Raw genomic sequence first — 18,801 nt, forward strand, 5'->3', positions numbered from 1 at the left:
GATGGTCCTGACGGCCCTGACGAGCCGTGGACGTGCCGACGGCCACCGGCCCCCAGGGACGAGGGGTCGGTGGCCGTCGGGTGCGCGCCCTCCCAGACGCGGTCTCGGACGCGGGCGGAGCCGGAGGGGGTGCAGCCCCTCCTCCTGCCGACCCGTGCAGGTGGCGACCTCGGTCAGCTGGTCGCGCCCGCGTCGGAGTCGAGGGTGAGCTCGACGGTCTTCTCCTGGCCGCCGCGCTCGTAGGTGATGGTCACCTCGTCGCCCGGTCGGTAGGACCGGATGGTGGCGATGAGGGAGTCCGACCCGGTGATCTGGCGGTCGTCGACCTTGGTGATGACGTCGCCGTCCCGCAGACCGGCCTGCCCGGCGGCGGAGTCGTCGCCGACCTGCGAGATCTGGGCGCCGTCGACGACCTCCGCGCCGCTCTGCGCAGCCACGTCCTGCACCGAGACGCCGATGCGGGCGTGGGTCGGGGTCTCGCCGTTCTTCATCTGCTCGATGACCGGCAGCACCTCGTTGATCGGGATGGCGAACCCGAGCCCGATCGAGCCGGCCTCGCCGCCCGACCCGCCCGAGGTGGACTGGATCGAGGAGTTGATGCCGATGACGCGGCCCTGGAGGTCGACCAGCGGGCCGCCGCTGTTGCCGGGGTTGATCGCGGCGTCGGTCTGGATCGCCGGGTAGACCGTGGCGTTGCCCTGCTGGTCCGACCCGACGTCGACCGGCCGGTCGAGCGCGGAGACGATGCCGGAGGTGACGGTGGCGCTCAGCCCGAACGGGGAGCCGATGGCCACGACCTGCTCGCCCACGTCGACGCCCGAGGAGTCGCCGATGGTGGCCGGCGTGAGCCCGGAGACGCCCTCGGCCTGCACGAGGGCGGTGTCGGTCAGCGGGTCGGTGCCGACGATCCTCGCCGGGGCGCGGGTGCCGTCGTTGAAGGAGACGGTGATCTTGCCGCCCTCGCCCGCCACCGCGGCCACGTGGTCGTTGGTCAGCACGAGCCCGTCGGAGCTGAGGATGATCCCCGAGCCCGACCCGGACTCCTGGGCGCCGCTGACGTCGAGCTTGACGACCGACGGCAGGACGGTCTGCGCCACCTGCTCCACGCTGCCGTCGGCGGCCTCGTCGTCGTCACCGCCGACGACGACCGGGCTGGCCGTGCCCTGCCCGCTCGTGGCGGTGGTGCCGCTGGGGCTGGCGTCGTCGTTGAAGGCGTCGTACGCCGCGGCGCCGCCGAGGCCGGCCCCGCCGCCCACCAGCAGGACCGCGGCCAGCGCCATCGCGGCGAGACCGGTGCGTCGCCGGGTGCCCGAGCGTGTCGGGCGGGCGGTCGGGATCACGGCGGTGTGGTGGCCGTGCTGGCCGGCCTGCTGGGGCGCGCCGTACGGCGAGGTGCCGGGCGCCGGCGGGGCGTACGACGGCGGGGGCGGCGGCTGCTGGCGGTAGTCCTGGAAGGACGGGTCCTGCGGGTCCTGCGGCGAGGAGGGCGTGTCGTTCATGACCTCGAGAGTTCTCCCGGTCCCTGTGCGAGGGCTGAGACGGGGCTGGGGCCCGGGGAAGAACACCGACGGATCCTGTGACCCGCCTCACGCCGCGCGCCCAGGACTGTCGGTGGTCGGTGGCAGCGTGCGCCCCGTGACCCGCCACTGGACCTGCGCCGCCGCTCTCGACGTCGTGACGGCCTGGCGCGCCGGCGGGCACGTCGAGGCCGAGGCGGCGCGCGCGACCCGGCTGGCCCGGCTCTCGCGGGGCGACGGCGTCGTCTGCTACTCCGCGCGCACCTCACGCGGCGGCCGGCCGCTGCGGGCCTTCACCGCGCTCGGCACCGTGGCCGACGACGCGCCCTGGCGGGTCGGGGCCGACGGGCCCTGGCGGCGCACGGTGGTCTTCGAGGTCGCCGCCGTCGTCGCGGCCCGGCCCCTGCTGCCGGTGCTCGCCGTCGCGGGGGCCAGCGTCGAGGGGGAGGAGCGGTGGGCCTCGCCGTTCCGGCGGGGCCTCGTCGAGCTGTCGGCGGGCGACTTCGCGGCCATCGCCGGGGCGATGCGCGACGGCCTCGACCCCGACGCCCACGTCATCGGGAGGGCGGTGCGCGACGGGCCGCCCTGACCTGCGCGCGGGCTGACGGGCCCGACCGGCATGCTGGCCCGGTGACCACCGCCCGCCTCGTGCCCGTCACCACGGAGATGGACGGCGACGAGCTCGACGCCGAGGACGCCTGGCAGCTGTTCCGCCACCACGGGGTGTGGGCGGTGCTGCGCGAGTCGTTCGTCCGGTTCCGCTACGGCGACGGCTTCACCAACAGCCGGGCCCTGGCCCTGCAGACCTGCCTGGGGGTCGTGCCGTTCCTGCTCGCCGCGACCGGGCTGGCCGCCGACGTCGACGACGCCCGCTGGTCGCGGGTGGTGGCGCGCACGGTGCAGGCCGTCACGCCCGGCGGCGGTGACGACGACGCCCTGGTGGGAGCCCTCTCCTCGGGGTCGGAGGAGGGCGGCGAGGTCGCGCTCGTGCTCGGCCTCCTGCTCTCGGTCGTCACCATGGTGACCGCGATGGCCCAGGTCGAGCGGGGTGCCAACCGTATCTACGGCATCCGCCGCGACCGCGCCGCCCTGCACAAGTACGGCCGCGCCGCGGTCTTCACCGCGATCCTCGCCCTGCCCGTCGGGGTCGGCTTCTTCCTCACCGTGGCCGGCGGGGCGTTCGGCGACGCGATGGTCGTCGAGTACGCCTGGTCCGAGGCGGCCGACACGACCTGGCAGGTGGCCCGCTGGCCGGCCGGCCTGGCCCTGCTGGTGCTCACCGTCGCGGTGCTGCTCGACCACGCCCCGCGCCGGCGCCAGCCCGCCCTGTCGTGGCTGGCCCTCGGGTCGGCCGTCGCGGTCGCGGTCAGCATGGTCGCGCTGGCCGGCCTGGCGGCGTACGTCGGGGTGAGCGGGTCGTTCGACGAGACCTACGGCCCGCTCGCGGGCATCGTGGCGCTGCTGCTGTGGAGCCTGATGACGGCGGTCGGCCTGTTCTACGGCGTCGCGGTGTGCGCCCAGCTGGAGGCGCTGCGGGGCCACGAGCCCGAGCCCGCCGAGCCCGACCCGGGCCGTCCGCACGAGCGGGTCGTCGACGCCTGACCGGTCGCCGTCCGTTCACCTCGGTGCGGGAGGCTGCGGTCCGTGCCCGACCCTGACGACCCGCTGCGCCGTGGCGCGTGGGCCCCTCCGCCGCGGACCCTGGTCGACGTCTTCCGCGAGACCGCCGCGCAGGCGGCCGACGAGCCGGCCGTCGACGCGGGCACCGGTGTCCTGACCTACGCCGAGCTGGAGGAGGCCGCCGACGGGCTGGCCGCCGAGCTGGCCGCCCTCGGCGTCGGCCCGGGCGACAAGGTCGGGGTGCGGGTGCCCTCGGGCACCACCGACCTCTACGTCGCGGTCATCGGCATCCTGCTGGCCGGCGCGGCCTACGTGCCCGTCGACGCCGACGACCCCGACGAGCGCGCCCGGCTCGTCTTCGAGGAGGCCGGCGTCGCCGCGGTCGTCGGCGCCGAGCTCGCCGTCTCGGCCCGCGCCCGCCGGGAGCCGGTCGAGCCGGCCGACCCGGGCCTCGGTGACGACGCCTGGGTCATCTTCACCTCCGGCTCCACCGGCAAGCCCAAGGGCGTGGCGGTCACGCACCGCTCGGCGGCGGCCTTCGTCGACGCCGAGTCGCGGATGTTCTGCCAGGACGCGCCGCTCGGCGTCGGCGACCGGGTGATGGCCGGGCTCTCGGTCGCCTTCGACGCCAGCTGCGAGGAGATGTGGCTGGCCTGGCGGTACGGCGCCTGCCTGGTGCCCGCGCCGCGGGCCCTGGTGCGCTCGGGCATCGACGTGGGGCCGTGGTTGGTGGCCAACCGGGTCACCGTCGTGTCCACGGTCCCGACGCTGGTCGCCCTGTGGCCGGCCGAGGCCCTCGAGGCCGTGCGGTTGCTCATCATGGGCGGCGAGGCCTGCCCGCCCGAGCTCGCGGCCCGGCTGGTGCGCCGAGGCCGCGAGGTCTGGAACACCTACGGCCCGACCGAGGCCACGGTCGTGGCCTGCGGCGCCGAGCTGACCGGCGAGGGGCCGGTGCGCATCGGCCTGCCGCTCGACGGCTGGGACCTCGCCGTCGTCGACGCCGAGGGCCACCCGGTCCCGGTGGGGGAGACGGGCGAGCTGATCATCGGCGGCGTCGGCCTGGCCCGCTACCTCGACCCGGTCAAGGACGCCGAGAAGTACGCCCCCATGCCCACCCTGGGCTGGGACCGCGCCTACCGCAGCGGCGACCTCGTCATGCACGACCCCGAGGGCCTGCTGTTCGGCGGCCGCGCCGACGACCAGGTCAAGCTCGGCGGCCGCCGTATCGAGCTGGGCGAGGTCGACAGCGCCCTGCTGGCGCTGCCCGGCGTGCACGGCGCGGCCGCAGCGGTCCGCAGGACAGCGGCCGGCAACAGCCTCCTCGTCGGGTACGTCGCCGTCGACCACTCCTTCGACGAGTCGGCCGCGCTGGCCTCGCTGCGCACCTCGATGCCGGCGGCGCTCGTGCCACGGCTGGCGGTGGTCGACACGCTGCCGACCCGCACCTCGGGCAAGGTCGACCGCGACGCCCTCCCGTGGCCGCTCCCGCGGCGGGCGGCGGCGGGGGCCACGGTCGAGCTCACCGGCACCGAGGAGTGGGTGGCGGGGCTGTGGCTCGACGTGCTCGGCGCGGGCGTCGACTCCACCGACGCCGACTTCTTCGACCTCGGCGGCGGCAGCCTGACCGCGGCCCAGATGGTCTCGCGGCTGCGCGAGCGCTTCCCCGAGGTCGTCGTCGGCGACCTCTACGAGCACCCGTCGCTGCGGGGCCTGGCCGCCCACCTCGACACCCTCACCACCGGCGGGGCGACCTCTGACCGCAGCGTCCCCCCGACGCCGGTGAAGACCCAGGCCGGGCAGGTCGCCGCGACCGTGCTCGTGCGCTGCCTGGCCGCACCGAGGTGGGTCTGCTGGGTCGGCCTGGCCTGCCTGGTCCTGGGTGGGCTCGACGGCCTGCGCTGGCTGCCCGACCCGCCGCTGGCGCTCCTCGTGGTGCTCGGCGCGTTCTTCGTGCTGCCCCCGGGGCGGATGCTCGTCGCCGCCGCGGCGGCCCGGATGCTGCTGCGCGGTGTCGAGCCGGGGCAGCACCCCCGCGGCGGCAAGGTCCACCTGCGGCTGTGGCTGGCCGGGCACGTGGCCGACGAGCTCGGTGCCGCGTCGATCGGCGGGGCGCCGTTCATGACCTGGTACGCCCGCCTGCTCGGCGCGCGCGTCGGGCGCGACGTCGACCTGCACTCGGTGCCCCCGGTGACCGGCCTGCTCCGGCTCGGCCGCGGCTGCTCGGTCGAGCCCGAGGTCGACCTCACGGGCTACTGGGTCGACGGCGACGTGCTCCACCTCGGCGAGGTCCGCGTCGGTGCGCGGGCCCGCATCGGCGCCCGCAGCATGCTCCTGCCCGGTGCCCGGGTGGGTCGCGACGCCGAGGTCGCGCCGGGGTCGGCGGTCTTCGGCGAGGTGCCCGACGGCGAGTTCTGGTCCGGCTCGCCCGCCCAGAACGTCTCCGACGACGCCCGCGGCCCCTGGTCGACCGAGCGCCCGACGGGCGGGCGCGCCTGGGTGGCGGCGTACGCCGGGGTGGGCGCGCTCGTGGGCCTGCTGCCGCTCGTCGCGGTCCTGGCCGGTGCGCTGCCGCCGCTGCTGCTCGCCGACCGGCCGGGCGGCGTCGGCGACGCGCTGGGGCTGCTGGCCTGGGTGCCGCTCGCGGCGGTCGTCGGCCTGGTCGTCCTCGCGGTGCTCGTCTGGGCGCTCGTGCGGGTCGCCGGGCGCGCGGTGACCCCGGGCGTGCACCCCGTGCGCAGCCGTCCCGCGCTGGCGGTGTGGGCCACGATGCGGGTGCTCGACGAGGCCCGCACGTGGCTGTTCCCGCTGTACTCCTCCAGCCTCACCCCGGCCTGGCTCCGGTCCCTGGGGGCCCGGATCGGGGCCGACGTCGAGGCGTCGACGGTGCTGATGATCCCCTCGCTGACCCAGGTCAACGACCAGTCGTTCCTGGCCGACGACACCCTCATCGGCGGCTACGAGCTCGGCGGCGGCTGGCTGCGAGCGGAGAAGGTCAAGATCGGCAAGCGCGCCTTCGTCGGCAACTCCGGCATGGCCGCCCCGGGACGCAAGGTGCCCAAGGCCTCGCTCGTGGCGGTGCTCTCCGCCGCCCCGCGCCGCCGGTCGGCCGGCAAGGGCGAGTCGTGGCTGGGCAGCCCGCCCGCCCCGCTGCGGCGGGCCGCCGACGACGACGCCGACCGGACCACGACGTACGACCCGCCGCGCCGGCTGCGGGTGCTGCGCGCCCTGGTCGAGGCGTGCCGCCTGGTGCCGCAGGTCGTCACCCTGGTGCTGAGCGGGCTGGTCGTGCTCGCCGTGGTCACTCTGCTCGAGCAGCACGTGCTCCTGGCCCTGCTGCTGACCGGGCCGCTGCTGGTGGCGGCCGGCCTGGTCGCGGCACTGGTGACGGTGGCCGCGAAGTGGGCCCTGGTCGGGCGGCACCGCCCGGGCAGCCACCCGCTGTGGAGCTCGTTCGTGTGGCGCAACGAGCTGGCCGACACCTTCGTCGAGGTCGTGGCCGCGCCGTGGTTCGCCCGATCGGTCAGCGGCACCCCGCTGCTCAACGCGTGGTTCCGCCTGATGGGGGCCAGCATCGGCCGCGGCGTGTGGTGCGAGACCTACTGGCTGCCGGAGCCCGACCTCGTCGTCCTGGGCGACGGAGCCACCGTCAACCAGGGCAGTGTGGTGCAGACCCACCTCTTCCACGACCGCCGGTTCGCCACCGACGTGGTCACCTTAAGGCGGGGCGCGACCCTCGGTCCCAACAGCGTCATCCTCCCCGCGGCGACCCTCGGCCGGCACGCTACGGTCGGCCCTGTGTCGCTGGTGATGAGGGGCGAGTCGGTGCCCGACAAGACGACCTGGATCGGCAACCCCATCGGCCCGTGGAGCGCGTGAAGCGCATGCGCGACGGTCTCCCCACCGCCGACCCCTACCTCCCCGACCACGGCGACCCGTCCTGGTCGGCCGAGCACTACGACCTCGACCTCGACTACGACCTGGTGCGCAACCACCTGCGCGGCCAGGCCACCATCCGGGGCCGGGCGGTCGAGGAGTGCGGCCGGCTCGTGCTCGACCTGGCCCACCTGCGGGCGACCAAGGTCGCCCTCGACGGCACGGCCCCCGCCAGGTACGCCGCCCGCGGCCACCGCCTCGTCGTCACCCCGAAGCAGCCCATCGCCGCCGGAGCCGAGTTCGAGCTGCGCATCACCTACACCGGCCGCCCCGAGCCACTCATGGACGAGCACCACGAGGACGCCGGCTGGGAGGAGCTCACCGACGGCGTGATCGTCGCCGGGCAGCCCCACGGCGCCCCCACCTGGTTCCCCTGCAACGACCGGCCCGACGACAAGGCGTCCTACTCCATCGCGGTCACGGCCCCCCACGACTACACCGTCGTCGCCAACGGCCGTCTCGGGTCGACCCGCCGCCGGTCGAGCGCGACCACCTGGTTCTACGAGCAGGCCGAGCCGATGGCGACCTACCTCGCCACCGTCCAGATCGGCCGCTACGACGTGCGCGACCTCGGCTTCGACCCGCCGCTCAAGGCCGCCGTGCCGCCCGACGCGGGGGAGGGGTTCGAGGCGGCGTTCGGCCGCAACGCCGACATGCTCGCGACCTTCGCCGAGCTGTTCGGGCCCTACCCGTTCCCGACGTACTCCGTCGTCGTCACCGACGACGACCTCGAGATCCCCCTGGAGTCGCAGAGCCTGTCGACCTTCGGCCGCAACTTCATGACCGGCGACTGGGACTCGGTGCGCCTCGTCGCGCACGAGCTGGCCCACCAGTGGTTCGGCAACGCAGTGACGTTGAAGCGGTGGCAGGACATCTGGCTGCACGAGGGTTTTGCCTGCTACAGCGAGTGGCTGTGGTCGGAGCGCTCCGGCGGCGAGGACGCCGACCACTGGGCCGCCCACCACCACGAGCGCCTGTCCCGCCTCGACCAGGACCTGCTGCTCGCCGACCCCGGCCCGGCGCTGATGTTCGACGACCGGGTCTACAAGCGCGGCGCCCTCGCCCTGCACGCCCTGCGTCGCACCGTCGGCGACGACGCGTTCTTCGACCTGCTCAAGGCGTGGGTCGCCGAGCATTCCGGCGGCAACGTCACCACCGCCGACTTCGTGGCGATGGCCGTCGAGCGCTGCGGCCCCGACCACGACCTGACCGACCTGTTCGTCGCCTGGCTGCACCGGACCGAGCTCCCGGCCCTGCCCTGACTGGTCGGCTCTGCCGCACCAGCGGCTGGCGACCGTGGGTGGGTCGGGTGCCCGCGCGCGTAGCAGGCCGCGTCTCGGCGTCAAGGACGCTCGCTGCGCTCGCGCCGCTGCGCGGCGGCCTCCGGCCGTCGTTGACCCCGAGCCTCTTGCGGCCCGCCGGACTGCGCGCTGTCGGCGCGGCCTCGCAAGCTCGGCGCGCCGCCGCTGGCGCGGCCACCCGCCCCACAGTCCACACGCGCACCACGCCTGGCGCGGATCGCCCGCTCCTGGTCGGTAGTTCCCCACCAGAAGTGGGAGATCGGCGTCAGGAGTCAGGGGCGGCCGCGCCAGCGGCGGCGCGGGCGGAGACCCGATCGACTACGCGCGCGGCCGCCCACACCAACCTCAACAACACGCTGACCCGTCGTGCATCCACGACGGGCCAGCGGTGAGGCGGGGGAGCGGACGGGTCAGGCCCAGCGCTCCGAGGCCGGGGTGAAGGTCAGCTCCCGGTCGCCGGTGTAGATCTGCTTGGGCCGGGCGATCTTCTGCTCCTTGTCCTCGACCAGCTCGAGCCACTGGGCCAGCCAGCCCGGCGTACGGCCGATCGCGAAGAGGACGGTGAACATCTCCGGCGGGAACTGGAAGGCCTCGTAGATCAGGCCGGAGTAGAAGTCGACGTTGGGGTAGAGCTTGCGGGAGACGAAGTAGTCGTCCTCGAGCGCGATCTTCTCCAGCTCCAGCGCGATGTCGAGCAGCGGGTTGGTGCCGGTGACCTCGAAGACGTCCATCGCGGCCTTCTTGATGATCCGGGCCCGCGGGTCGTAGTTCTTGTAGACGCGGTGGCCGAAGCCCATCAAGCGCTCGTTGCCGTCCTTCACGCCCTTGATGAAGTCGGGGATGTTCTCCTTCGACCCGATGCGCTTGAGGGACTTCAGGACGGCCTCGTTGGCGCCGCCGTGCAGCGGTCCGTAGAGCGCGCCGACACCGGCCGCGACCGCGGAGTACGGGTCGACCTGGGAGGAGCCGACGGAGCGGACCGCGTTGGTCGAGCAGTTCTGCTCGTGGTCGGCGTGCAGGATGAACAGCACGTCGAGGGCCTTGACCAGGCGCTCGTCGGCCTCGTACTTCTGCTCGCTCATCTTGAACAGCATGGAGAGGAAGTTGGCGGTGTAGCCGAGGTCGTTGTCGGGATAGACGAACGGCTTGCCCTGGGCGTTGCGGAAGGCCCACGCGCCGAGGGTCGGCATCTTGGCGATCATCCGGACGATCTGCAGGTGCCGGGTCTCGGCGTCCTTGATCTTCCCGGCGTCGGGGTAGAACGTCGACAGGGCCCCGACCGACGCCATCAGCATCCCCATGGGGTGCGCGTCGTAGCGGAAGCCCTGCATGAACTCCTTGACGTTCTCGTGCACGAACGTGTGGAAGGTGATCTCGTGCACCCAGGCGTCGTACTCGGCCTTGGTCGGCAGGGCGCCGTGCACCAGCAGGTAGGCCACCTCGAGGAAGCTGCTGCTCTCGGCGAGCTGCTCGATGGGGTACCCGCGGTACTCCAGGATGCCCTTGTCGCCGTCGATGTAGGTGACGGCGGAGCGGCAGGAGGCGGTGTTGACGAAGCCCGGGTCGTAGACGGCGAGCCCCGGGGACTCCTCGTCGGTCCGGATCTTCCCGATGTCGGCGGCCTTGATGGTGCCGTCGGCGATCGGGACGTCGTACTCCTGTCCGGTGCGGTTGTCGCGGACGGTGAGAGAGTCGGTCACACTTTCAACCTAGTCGTCCCTCGCGCGGCGCGGTACCGCGGGCACCGCCTGACGGACGCGCCGGGGCCCCGGCCGGGTGCCGGCCCGCTCCCGCCGGGGGCCGATTTGGCGCCGTACGACGCGCGCGCCTAGCCTTGCCTGTCGCGTCCCTGCCGTGCCGCGCCCCTGACCCGGGCGAGGTGCAGTCCCGGACCGCCCCTCATCGCCGCGAGGCGAGGTCGGGCCGAGCCGTGGCCGAGTTCGTCACGAGACGCGATGCAGCACCACCGGGCGGGGCAGACCCCGTCCGGACCTACGAACGAGAGATCCAGGTCATGGGTACCTACGCCCCCAAGCCCGGCGACATCAACCGCACGTGGCACGTCATCGACGCCGAGGACATCGTCCTCGGTCGTCTGGCCGTCGCCTGCGCCACGCTCCTGCGCGGCAAGCACAAGGCGACCTACGCGCCCAACGTCGACGGTGGCGACTTCGTCATCGTCGTCAACGCGGCCAAGGTCGCGCTCGCCGGCAACAAGAAGCAGACCAAGAAGGTCTACCGCCACTCCGGCTTCCCGGGTGGTCTGACCGAGACCGCCATCGGCGACGTCCTCGACAAGGACCCGCGCAAGGTCATCGAGAAGGCCGTGTGGGGCATGCTGCCGAAGAACAAGCTCAGCCGCCAGCAGCTCACCAAGCTCAAGGTGTACGCCGGCCCGGAGCACCCGCACGCCGCTCAGCAGGCCGTGCCCCACGAGATCAAGCAGATCTCCCAGTAAGCACGACCGACCCGAACCCCGACTGAGCAGGTAGAGAACCCACATGTCTGAGAACACCACCGAGGTCGAGGAGACCTTCACCACCGACGAGCAGGGCGTGTCCTACACGTCCGAGTCCGCCCCGGCGGCCGACTCCCCGGCCCGCCCGGCGACCATCGCCCCCGCCGCGGCCACCGGCCGCCGCAAGGAGGCCGTCGCCCGCGTCCGCATCGTCCCCGGCACCGGCCAGTGGACCGTCAACGGCCGCGCGCTCGACTCCTACTTCCCCAACAAGCTGCACCAGCAGGTCGTCAACGAGCCCTTCGCCGCGCTGCAGCTCGAGGGCCGCTTCGACGTCATCGCCCGCATCCACGGCGGCGGCATCACCGGCCAGGCCGGCGCGCTGCGCCTCGGTGTGGCCCGCTGCCTCAACGACGTCGACGTCGAGGCCAACCGCCCCACCCTCAAGAAGGCCGGCCTGCTCACCCGTGACGCCCGCGTCATCGAGCGCAAGAAGGCCGGTCTGAAGAAGGCCCGCAAGGCCCCGCAGTTCAGCAAGCGCTGATCCCCGGCTGCCCGCGCCGTCCCGGCGCGGCAGCCTGAGTCCGCCCCTCGTCGGCCGGCGGTCCACCCGGACCGCCGGCCGTCGTCGTCCCAGGAGGTTTCCTCGATGCCGCGCATCTTCGGCACCGACGGCGTCCGCGGCCTGGCCAACGGCCCGCTGACCGCCGAGCTCGCGCTCGACCTCGGCGTCGCCGCCGCACGCGTCCTCGTCGACCGCGGCGGGTACGCCGGCCAGCGCCCGCTCGCCGTCGTCGGCCGCGACACCCGCATCTCCGGGCAGTTCCTCGAGCACGCCGTCGTGGCGGGGCTCGCGGCGTCCGGGGTCGACGTGCTGCGCCTGCGGGTGCTGCCCACGCCGGGCGTCGCCTACTTCACCGACGCCCTCGGGGCCGACGTGGGCGTGGTCATCAGCGCCTCCCACAACGCGATGCCCGACAACGGCATCAAGTTCCTGGCCCGCGGCGGGGTCAAGCTCGACGACGCGCTGGAGCGCGAGATCGAGGCGCACCTCGGCGAGGACTGGGACCGCCCGACCGGCGGGGACGTCGGCCGGGTGCGCCCCTACGCCCCCACCGTCGAGGAGTACGCCGCCCACCTGGTGCGCACCCTCGACGGCGGTCCCGGTGGCCTGGCCCGGGGCCGGTCCGCCGGCCCGCTGCGGGTGGTGCTCGACTGCGCCCACGGCGCGGCCAGCGAGGTCGGTCCCCGCGCGCTGGCCGACGCCGGCGTCGAGGTGGTCACCATCGGCGCCGAGCCCGACGGCCTCAACATCAACGACGGCTACGGCTCGACCCACCTCGAGCGGCTCCAGCGCGCGGTCGTCGACCACGGCGCGCACGCCGGGTTCGCCGTCGACGGCGACGCCGACCGCTGCCTGGCCGTCGACGCGACCGGGGCGGTCGTCGACGGCGACCAGATCCTGGCCGTCCTCGCCCTGGCCATGCGCGACGCCGGGCGGCTCGTCGACGACACCGTCGTGGCCACCGTCATGAGCAACCTGGGCTTCACCAAGGCCATGGAGGCCGCCGGCGTCGTCGTGCGCCAGACCGCGGTGGGCGACCGCTACGTCCTCGAGGACATGCGGGCCGGGGGCTACAACCTCGGCGGCGAGCAGTCGGGCCACGTCATCATGCGCGACCACGCCACCACCGGCGACGGCCTGCTGACCGCCCTGCACGTGCTGCAGCGGATGGTCGTCACCGGACGGTCCCTGCGCGACCTGGCCTCGGTCGTCACCCGCTTCCCGCAGGTCCTGGTCAACGTCCCCGGCGTCGACAAGGACCGCTGCGACGACGCGGCCCTGCTGGCCGCCGTCGCCGCCGAGGAGTCCCGGCTGGGCGAGGCGGGGCGCGTGCTCCTGCGCCCGTCCGGCACCGAGCCCCTGGTGCGGGTGATGGTCGAGGCGGCCACCACCGACGACGCCCAGGGCACCGCCGACCGGCTCGCCGGGGTCGTCCGCGAGCGGCTCTCGCTCTAGCCCGGTCCACCGTCCAGGGGTCGCTCGAGGTGGCCCCGCACCGAGGAGGAACCATGAACAACCCCGTCCGCCGCTGGTCGATCGCCGTGTCCGCGGCCGTGCTGGCCCTCTCCCTCGCCGCCTGCGGCGAGGACGACACGGCCGCCGACCCCGAGGGCTCCGGCTCCTCCGAGAGCTCGTCGTCGGCCCCCGCCGAGGGCGGGAGCACCGAGGCGGCCGAGCTGCCCGAGTGGGCGCCGGCCATCCTCACCGAGGGCGACGCCGTCACGGGCCTCGACTTCACCGACACCCCGGAGCCGAGCGGCGAGCTGCAGGTCGCCACCGTCACCGAGGGCGACGGCCCGCCCGTCGAGGTCGGCCAGACCCTCACCGTCAACTACCTCGGCGCGGTCTACCAGGGCACCGAGCCCTTCGACGAGAGCTACAGCGGCGGCCAGCCGGTGCAGTTCCCCATCGGCGTCGGCCAGCTCATCCAGGGCTGGGACCAGGCGATCCCGGGCACGCCCGTCGGCAGCCGCATCATCATGTCGATCCCGCCCGACCTGGGCTACGGCGAGCAGGGCTCGCCCCCGACCATCCCCGGTGGCAGCACGCTGTTTTTCGTGATCGACGTCATCGACGCGGCCTGACGCCTGCCTGCTGACCCCGGGGGTCCCTCCCGCTGGTGGCGTGCGTCGGGAGTCCCAGGATGCTGCGCGCGCTCAGGGTGCGTGCATCGCAAGGCGGCGGAGCGCTGTCATGCCGGGTGCCTCACGAGCGACGCCAACGCCGCGAGGTGCGTGCCCTGGGTGCGCGGAGCGCTTGGAGACTCCCGGCGCGCGCCACTAGGTTCGTGCCCTGAGACACGCGCCTAGGGGAGGGACACCCGATGACGACGTACGACGGCCCACCGATCGTGGTGGAGGGCCTCCGCAAGACCTTCGGTCCGGTGGTGGCGGTGGACGACCTGACGTTCACGGTCCGCCCCGGCGCCGTGACCGGCTTCCTCGGCCCCAACGGGGCCGGCAAGACGACCACGCTGCGGATGCTGCTCGGGCTCACCACCCCGACCGCCGGCCGCACGCTCGTCGGTGACCGGCCCTACGCCGCGCACCCGGTGCCCGCCCGCACCGTCGGTGCGGCCCTGGAGGCCTCCAGCTTCCACCCGGGCCGCACCGGGCTCGGCCACCTCGAGGTGTACGCCGGCCAGGTCGGCGCCAGCAAGACCCGCTGCCGCGAGCTGCTCGACCTGGTCGGCATGACCGAGGCCGCCGACCGGCGGGTCCAGGGCTACTCCATGGGCATGCGCCAGCGCCTCGGCCTGGCCACGGCGCTGCTCGGCGACCCGCCCGCCGTCGTCCTCGACGAGCCGGCCAACGGCCTCGACCCCGAGGGCATCGTGTGGATGCGCCACCTGCTGCGCCACTTCGCCGAGGAGGGCCGCACGGTCCTGGTCTCCAGCCACGTGCTGGGGGAGGTGCAGTCGACCGTCGACGACGTGGTCGTGATCGCCCGCGGCGGTCGCCTGGTGCACGCCTCGTCGCTCGCCGACCTGGCCGCGCTCGCCGACGCCGACACCTACGTCGTCGCGCCCGACGGCGCCGCGCTGCGCCGGCTGGGCGAGCAGCGCGGCTGGACGGTCGAGGCCGAGGGTCCCGGCTTCCGGGTGCCGTCGGTCCCGTCGGCCGAGATCGGTCGCGCCGCCCACGAGGCAGGCGTCGAGCTGCACCAGCTGGCCACCCGCGGCGCCGACCTCGAGAAGGTCTTCCTCCGGCTCACCGCCGACCAGGGCCAGCAGGCCGCGCCCGGCGAGCACCCGGGGGTGGCCGCATGAGCGCCGCGATGCTCGCCGAGGTGCGCAAGCTGCTCACGACCCGCCTGTGGTGGATCCTGCTGCTCGTCATGGCCGGCTACGTCGCCTTCCTCGGCGGCGTGCTGGGCTTCGCCATCACCACCGACCCCGGGGGCAACGCCGACGTCGTCCTCCCGGCCGGGGCCGACGCGGCCACGACGGTCTACTCCGTCGTCAACGGCGCCGGCTACGTCTTCCCGCTCATCATCGGCAGCCTGATGATGACCACCGAGTTCCGGCACAAGACGGTCACCGAGTCGCTGCTCGTCGAGCCCCGCCGCTCGGTCTTCCTCGGCGCCAAGCTGCTCGTCGCCGTCCCCGTCGGTCTCGTCTTCGGCCTGGTGGCCGTCCTCGCGGTGGTCGCGGCCGGCTCGCCGCTGCTGGCCGCGCGGGGCGACGGCGCGTTCCTCGGCGACGGCGACGTGCTGGCCTCGCTGCTGCTGGCCGCGGTCGTCATCGCCGTGTGGGCGGTGATCGGGGTCGCCTTCGGCAGCCTGGTCACCAACCAGGTCGCCGCGATCGTCATCATCCTGGCCTTCACCCAGTTCGTGGAGCCCATCGCCCGCACGGTCGGCGGGGCCGTCGACGCCCTGGCCCCGGTCGCGCAGTACCTCCCCGGCGCCGCGGCCGACGCGGTCATCGGCGCGAGCTTCTTCTCCGGCTTCGGCGGCGGCAGCGTCGACCTGCTCCCGCGGTGGGCCGGCCTGCTCGTGCTCATCGGGTACGCCGTCGTGCTGGCCGCCCTGGCCCGGGTGACCACGCTGCGCCGCGACCTGCTCTAGACAATCCACCCCGACGGGGGTGCGAGACGGCCTAGCCTGCGGCATGCGCACGCGTCCGTGGGTGGTCATCGCTGCCGTCGTGACCGTGCTCTCCCTGCTCGGGGCCGGGCTGGCCCTGCCGCCGGCCGCGGTCGCCGCATCCCAGGGCTTCTTCGGGACCGTCGTCGACACCTCGGGTCGTGAGGTGGCCCACGCGCGCGTCAGCGTGGTGGACGCCAACGGGCACTACCACGGCGAGGACACGGTGGCTGACGCCCGAGGCCGATTCGCCGTCGCCCTGCCGCCAGGGCGTTACGAGGTCCACGTCTTCGGGCCGAGGGACGGCTGGTCGCCCTTCCTGGTGCAGCGGTTCGGCCCCTTCGACCTCCAGGCCGGCCAGGCCGTGAGACTGGATCCTGTGCTCCACGACGGTGCGGTGCTCAGCGGGCGCGTGGTCGACACATCGGGTCAACCGCTCGCCTCGGCCGGGGTAGACCTGGAGCACCTGTGGCCGAACGGGGAGTGGGTGGGGGTGTTCCAGTCACCTTCGGTCGCCCCCGACGGCACCTTCATCTACACCGGGCTCGAGGCGGGCACCTACCGACTGACCGGCGAGGCCGAGGGACGGCTGACGACGACCTGGCCTGATGGCCCCACGCTGGGCGAGGGCCTCCCGATCGTCATCGCCGACGACGTGGACCGCAGGTTGGGCGACCTGGTGCTGCCCCGACCGTCGTCCCTCTCGGGCGCGGCACGTCGGGGCGACGCGCCCGGCGCCGAGGTGGACGTCTCCCTCACCCGCCTCGACAGGGCCAGCGGTGGCCTGACGGCATGGACCGCCACCGGCCCGACCGGCTCCTGGCACATCGACGGCCTCCCGGCCGGCAGGTACCTCGTCAGCTACGACAGCGGCGGCGTCCGGGAGCTGTGGGACGACGCCGACGCCCCCTCCGAGGCCGAGGTCGTCGTGATCGACGCGGAGTCAGCCGTCGCCATCGGTGAAGCCGTGCTCTGGCCCGCCCGGCTCGTGGGCACGGTGACCACCACCAGCGGCGAGCCGGTGGTCACTCGAGTGTTCTTCCGCCGTCCGGGGTCCGCCACCATCGTGGCCGACACGGTGAGCGACCTGGCGGGCAGGTGGGTCAGCCCACCTCTGCCCGGGGGGCCCCACCTGGTCTCCTTCGGCGAGATCGCCGAGCGGGGTCGGGAGACGTCGCCCCTCCAGGTCGACGTGGTCCGGGAACGCGACACGCACGTCACCGGCACGGTCCTCGACCTCGGCGCGCTGACGGGACGGGTGCTCGGTCACGACGGCCGCCCGGCTGTCGGCGCAGCCCTGGACGTCTACACGATCATCGACAACCGGTGGCGTCTCCGATTCACGACGCGGGTCGAGCCGGACGGCTCCTACCGCATCCCGCTGGTCGGCGGTCCCTACCGCCTCGGCGTCGCGATGGCCGTCGACCGCGACCCCGGGGCGTTCGTGGCAGCCAGTGGTGTCGACGGCACCGTGCCGGACTTCGACCGAGCCGAGACCCTCGCCGTCGCCGGCGGGACCACCGTGCGTCGTGACGTCCAGCTGCCGGCCCCCGGCCGCGTCGCGGGCCGGGTCACCGACCTCGCCGGCGCCCCGCTCGCCGGGGCGACAGTCCGGGTCGGCCCGCCACACGGGTGGCGTCCCGCGAGGGCGACCACGGGGGCCGACGGCCGGTGGAGCGTCGAGGGCGTCTTCCCGGGTCGACACGAGGTCCGGGTGACGGCCGAGGGCCGCATCGAGGAGGTGTGGCCAGACAACCCGACGACCTACGACCTGCCCGCGCCGGGCCCCGCTGCGACGGTGGGCGTCACGGAAGGCGGCGAGACGGGCGGTGTCGACGTCGACCTGGCCGCGCCGTCGTCGGTACGACTCGACCTCGCCGGCCCGGCCGGCGTCGAGGTGACGCGGGTGGAACCGACGCTCCACCTGCGACGCGGCGCGACCTGGCAGCTCATCCCCACGTCAACGCGCGACCCCGACGCCGTCGTGCTCTCCCACCTGCCCGCCGGCACCTACCGGCTCGGGTGGACCGCGGAGCTGTCGGACGGCACCTTCGTGGCTGTCGGCCACGGTCCCGCAGCCCCGTCGCCCCAGCCCGACGGCGAGGAGGTGGTCCTGTCCGAGGAGGACCGCGTGGTGCGGCGTCAGGTGGACCCGGGGGGCACGGTCAGCGGCGAGGTCGACCGCGCCTCCGGCGGTACGGTCGCGGTCGACCGTCCCGTGGGGGCGAGCTGGCAGGAGGTCGTCGCGCCCCGGTCGTTCCGGGACTTCGGGATGGGGCGTGATGTCTACGCGACTCCGCGGCTCGAGCCCGGCCGATACCGGCTGAGGTTCGACTCGCCGCAGCGACGCACGACGACGATCGAGGTGGAGGTCGGCTCGTCCGCCGTCCGACGCGACGTGGTCATGGAGGGCTCCTTGCTCAGCGGTATGGTGCCGAACGGCGCCGGCACCGGCACGATCGTCGAGGCGGTGCGACCGGACGGGACGGTGGCCTCGACCACCACCGCAGAGCAGCGGCACTTTTCTGTCGGAGCCCTCGAACCCGGGAGCTACGCCGTCAGGTTCCGCGACCCCTCGGGCCGCCTCCCGGACGTGTACCACGGCGCGCGGGGGGGCCTGACCGAAGACCTGCGGGCGGCGGAGTTCTACGCGCTCTCCTTCGACGTGCCGGGTGTCACGGTGATCGTCTACGGGGTCTGGTCCGACAGCCGCGTCGTCCACGGGCGCGTGGTCGGGACTGACGGTCGCGCCGCGACCCGCGAGGTCGAGGTGCTCGCCCCCCGCAGCGCCGGGTGGGTGCCGGTCGCCGCTGCCTCCACCGACGAGACCGGGCGCTGGTGGGTGACCGGCCTCGCCCCAGGCGACTACCGACTGCGCTACCGCCGCCCGGTGGGCCCGGCGCGCAGTCCCGACCTCCAGGTCGACGGCGGGTGCCTCCCGTCGCAGGGCCGGCTCGTCAGGCTGGGTCCAGGCGCGAGGGCGGTCGCCGACGTCGGCACGCGCACCGTCGTCCCCCTGCCGCTGCACGGTGTCAGGGTCGTTCGGGCCCCGGTCATCGGTGGGCGGACCCGGGTCGGGCGTGTGCTCCGGGTCTCTGCCGGAGCCTGGCTGCCGTGCCAGGTGCGTCTGAGCTACCAGTGGCTGCGCGGAGGGGTGCCGATCAAGGGCCAACGCGCGGCCACCTACCGGCTACGCCGCGCCGATGCCGGGCGACGGGTCTCGGTGGTGGTGCGGGCGACGGCCGTCGGTCCGAGCGCTCCGGGGCGGGGTGCCGTGGCCGTGAGGGCGGTCGCGACCCGACGGGTCTCGCGCTGACCGCG

The 18,801-nt window shown here is 74.3% G+C and carries 13 protein-coding genes; 11 read left to right on the top strand and 2 right to left on the bottom strand.

Translation table 11 applies throughout. The features are described from left to right. Positions 1–173: 173 nt before the first annotated feature. Positions 174–1,499, bottom strand: coding sequence for a S1C family serine protease (locus tag FJQ57_RS04575; protein ID WP_139978005.1), 1,326 nt, complete (start codon positions 1,497–1,499; stop codon positions 174–176). A gap of 136 nt (positions 1,500–1,635) precedes the next feature. On the opposite strand from FJQ57_RS04575, the gene FJQ57_RS22855 reads away from it, so the two are divergent. The 4 genes from FJQ57_RS22855 to FJQ57_RS04595 are packed head-to-tail and all read left to right on the top strand — an operon-like array spanning position 1,636 to position 8,332. Further along, the gene (locus tag FJQ57_RS22855; protein WP_211348743.1) at positions 1,636–2,106 is read left to right on the top strand and encodes an EVE domain-containing protein; all 471 of its coding nucleotides are present in this window, start codon (positions 1,636–1,638) and stop codon (positions 2,104–2,106) included. 41 nt (positions 2,107–2,147) lie between these two features. Beyond that, a complete protein-coding gene (locus tag FJQ57_RS04585; RefSeq protein ID WP_139978006.1) occupies positions 2,148–3,119 on the top strand; it encodes a YihY/virulence factor BrkB family protein in 972 nt (323 codons plus the stop codon). Positions 3,120–3,161: 42 nt separating this feature from the next. Then, a complete protein-coding gene (locus FJQ57_RS04590; protein WP_139978007.1) occupies positions 3,162–7,013 on the top strand; it encodes a Pls/PosA family non-ribosomal peptide synthetase in 3,852 nt (1,283 codons plus the stop codon). Then, entirely contained in the window at positions 7,001–8,332 is a 1,332-nt protein-coding gene (locus tag FJQ57_RS04595) for a M1 family metallopeptidase (protein ID WP_246081585.1), read from the top strand. Before FJQ57_RS04590 ends, FJQ57_RS04595 begins: the two co-directional genes overlap by 13 nt. Before the next feature lie 449 nt (positions 8,333–8,781). On the opposite strand, the gene FJQ57_RS04600 is transcribed toward FJQ57_RS04595, so the two are convergent. Continuing rightward, positions 8,782–10,071 (bottom strand): citrate synthase, encoded by a 1,290-nt coding sequence (locus tag FJQ57_RS04600; RefSeq protein WP_139978008.1) that lies wholly within the window; start codon positions 10,069–10,071, stop codon positions 8,782–8,784. A gap of 314 nt (positions 10,072–10,385) precedes the next feature. Between FJQ57_RS04600 and rplM the strand changes: the two genes are divergently transcribed. The 7 genes from rplM (at position 10,386) to FJQ57_RS04635 (ending at position 18,796) form a co-directional block, all read left to right on the top strand. Continuing rightward, positions 10,386–10,829 (top strand): 50S ribosomal protein L13, encoded by a 444-nt coding sequence (gene rplM / locus FJQ57_RS04605; RefSeq protein ID WP_139978009.1) that lies wholly within the window; start codon positions 10,386–10,388, stop codon positions 10,827–10,829. A gap of 43 nt (positions 10,830–10,872) precedes the next feature. Next, entirely contained in the window at positions 10,873–11,373 is a 501-nt protein-coding gene (gene rpsI, locus FJQ57_RS04610; RefSeq protein WP_139978010.1) for a 30S ribosomal protein S9, read from the top strand. Between the two features lie 105 nt (positions 11,374–11,478). Beyond that, positions 11,479–12,849, top strand: coding sequence for a phosphoglucosamine mutase (gene glmM / locus FJQ57_RS04615; protein ID WP_139978011.1), 1,371 nt, complete (start codon positions 11,479–11,481; stop codon positions 12,847–12,849). A 53-nt stretch (positions 12,850–12,902) separates the two neighbouring features. Further along, the gene (locus FJQ57_RS04620; protein WP_139978012.1) at positions 12,903–13,478 is read left to right on the top strand and encodes an FKBP-type peptidyl-prolyl cis-trans isomerase; all 576 of its coding nucleotides are present in this window, start codon (positions 12,903–12,905) and stop codon (positions 13,476–13,478) included. 239 nt (positions 13,479–13,717) lie between these two features. Continuing rightward, positions 13,718–14,662, top strand: a complete 945-nt coding sequence (locus tag FJQ57_RS04625) for an ABC transporter ATP-binding protein (protein ID WP_139978013.1) — start codon at positions 13,718–13,720, stop codon at positions 14,660–14,662. Further along, positions 14,659–15,462, top strand: coding sequence for an ABC transporter permease (locus tag FJQ57_RS04630; protein WP_139978014.1), 804 nt, complete (start codon positions 14,659–14,661; stop codon positions 15,460–15,462). The genes FJQ57_RS04625 and FJQ57_RS04630 overlap by 4 nt, the downstream gene beginning before the upstream one ends. A gap of 43 nt (positions 15,463–15,505) precedes the next feature. Beyond that, a complete protein-coding gene (locus FJQ57_RS04635; RefSeq protein ID WP_139978015.1) occupies positions 15,506–18,796 on the top strand; it encodes a carboxypeptidase-like regulatory domain-containing protein in 3,291 nt (1,096 codons plus the stop codon). Positions 18,797–18,801 lie beyond the last annotated feature (5 nt).

Origin of the sequence: Nocardioides litoris, from assembly GCF_006346315.1 — a bacterium.
Classification (GTDB): domain Bacteria; phylum Actinomycetota; class Actinomycetes; order Propionibacteriales; family Nocardioidaceae; genus Nocardioides; species Nocardioides litoris.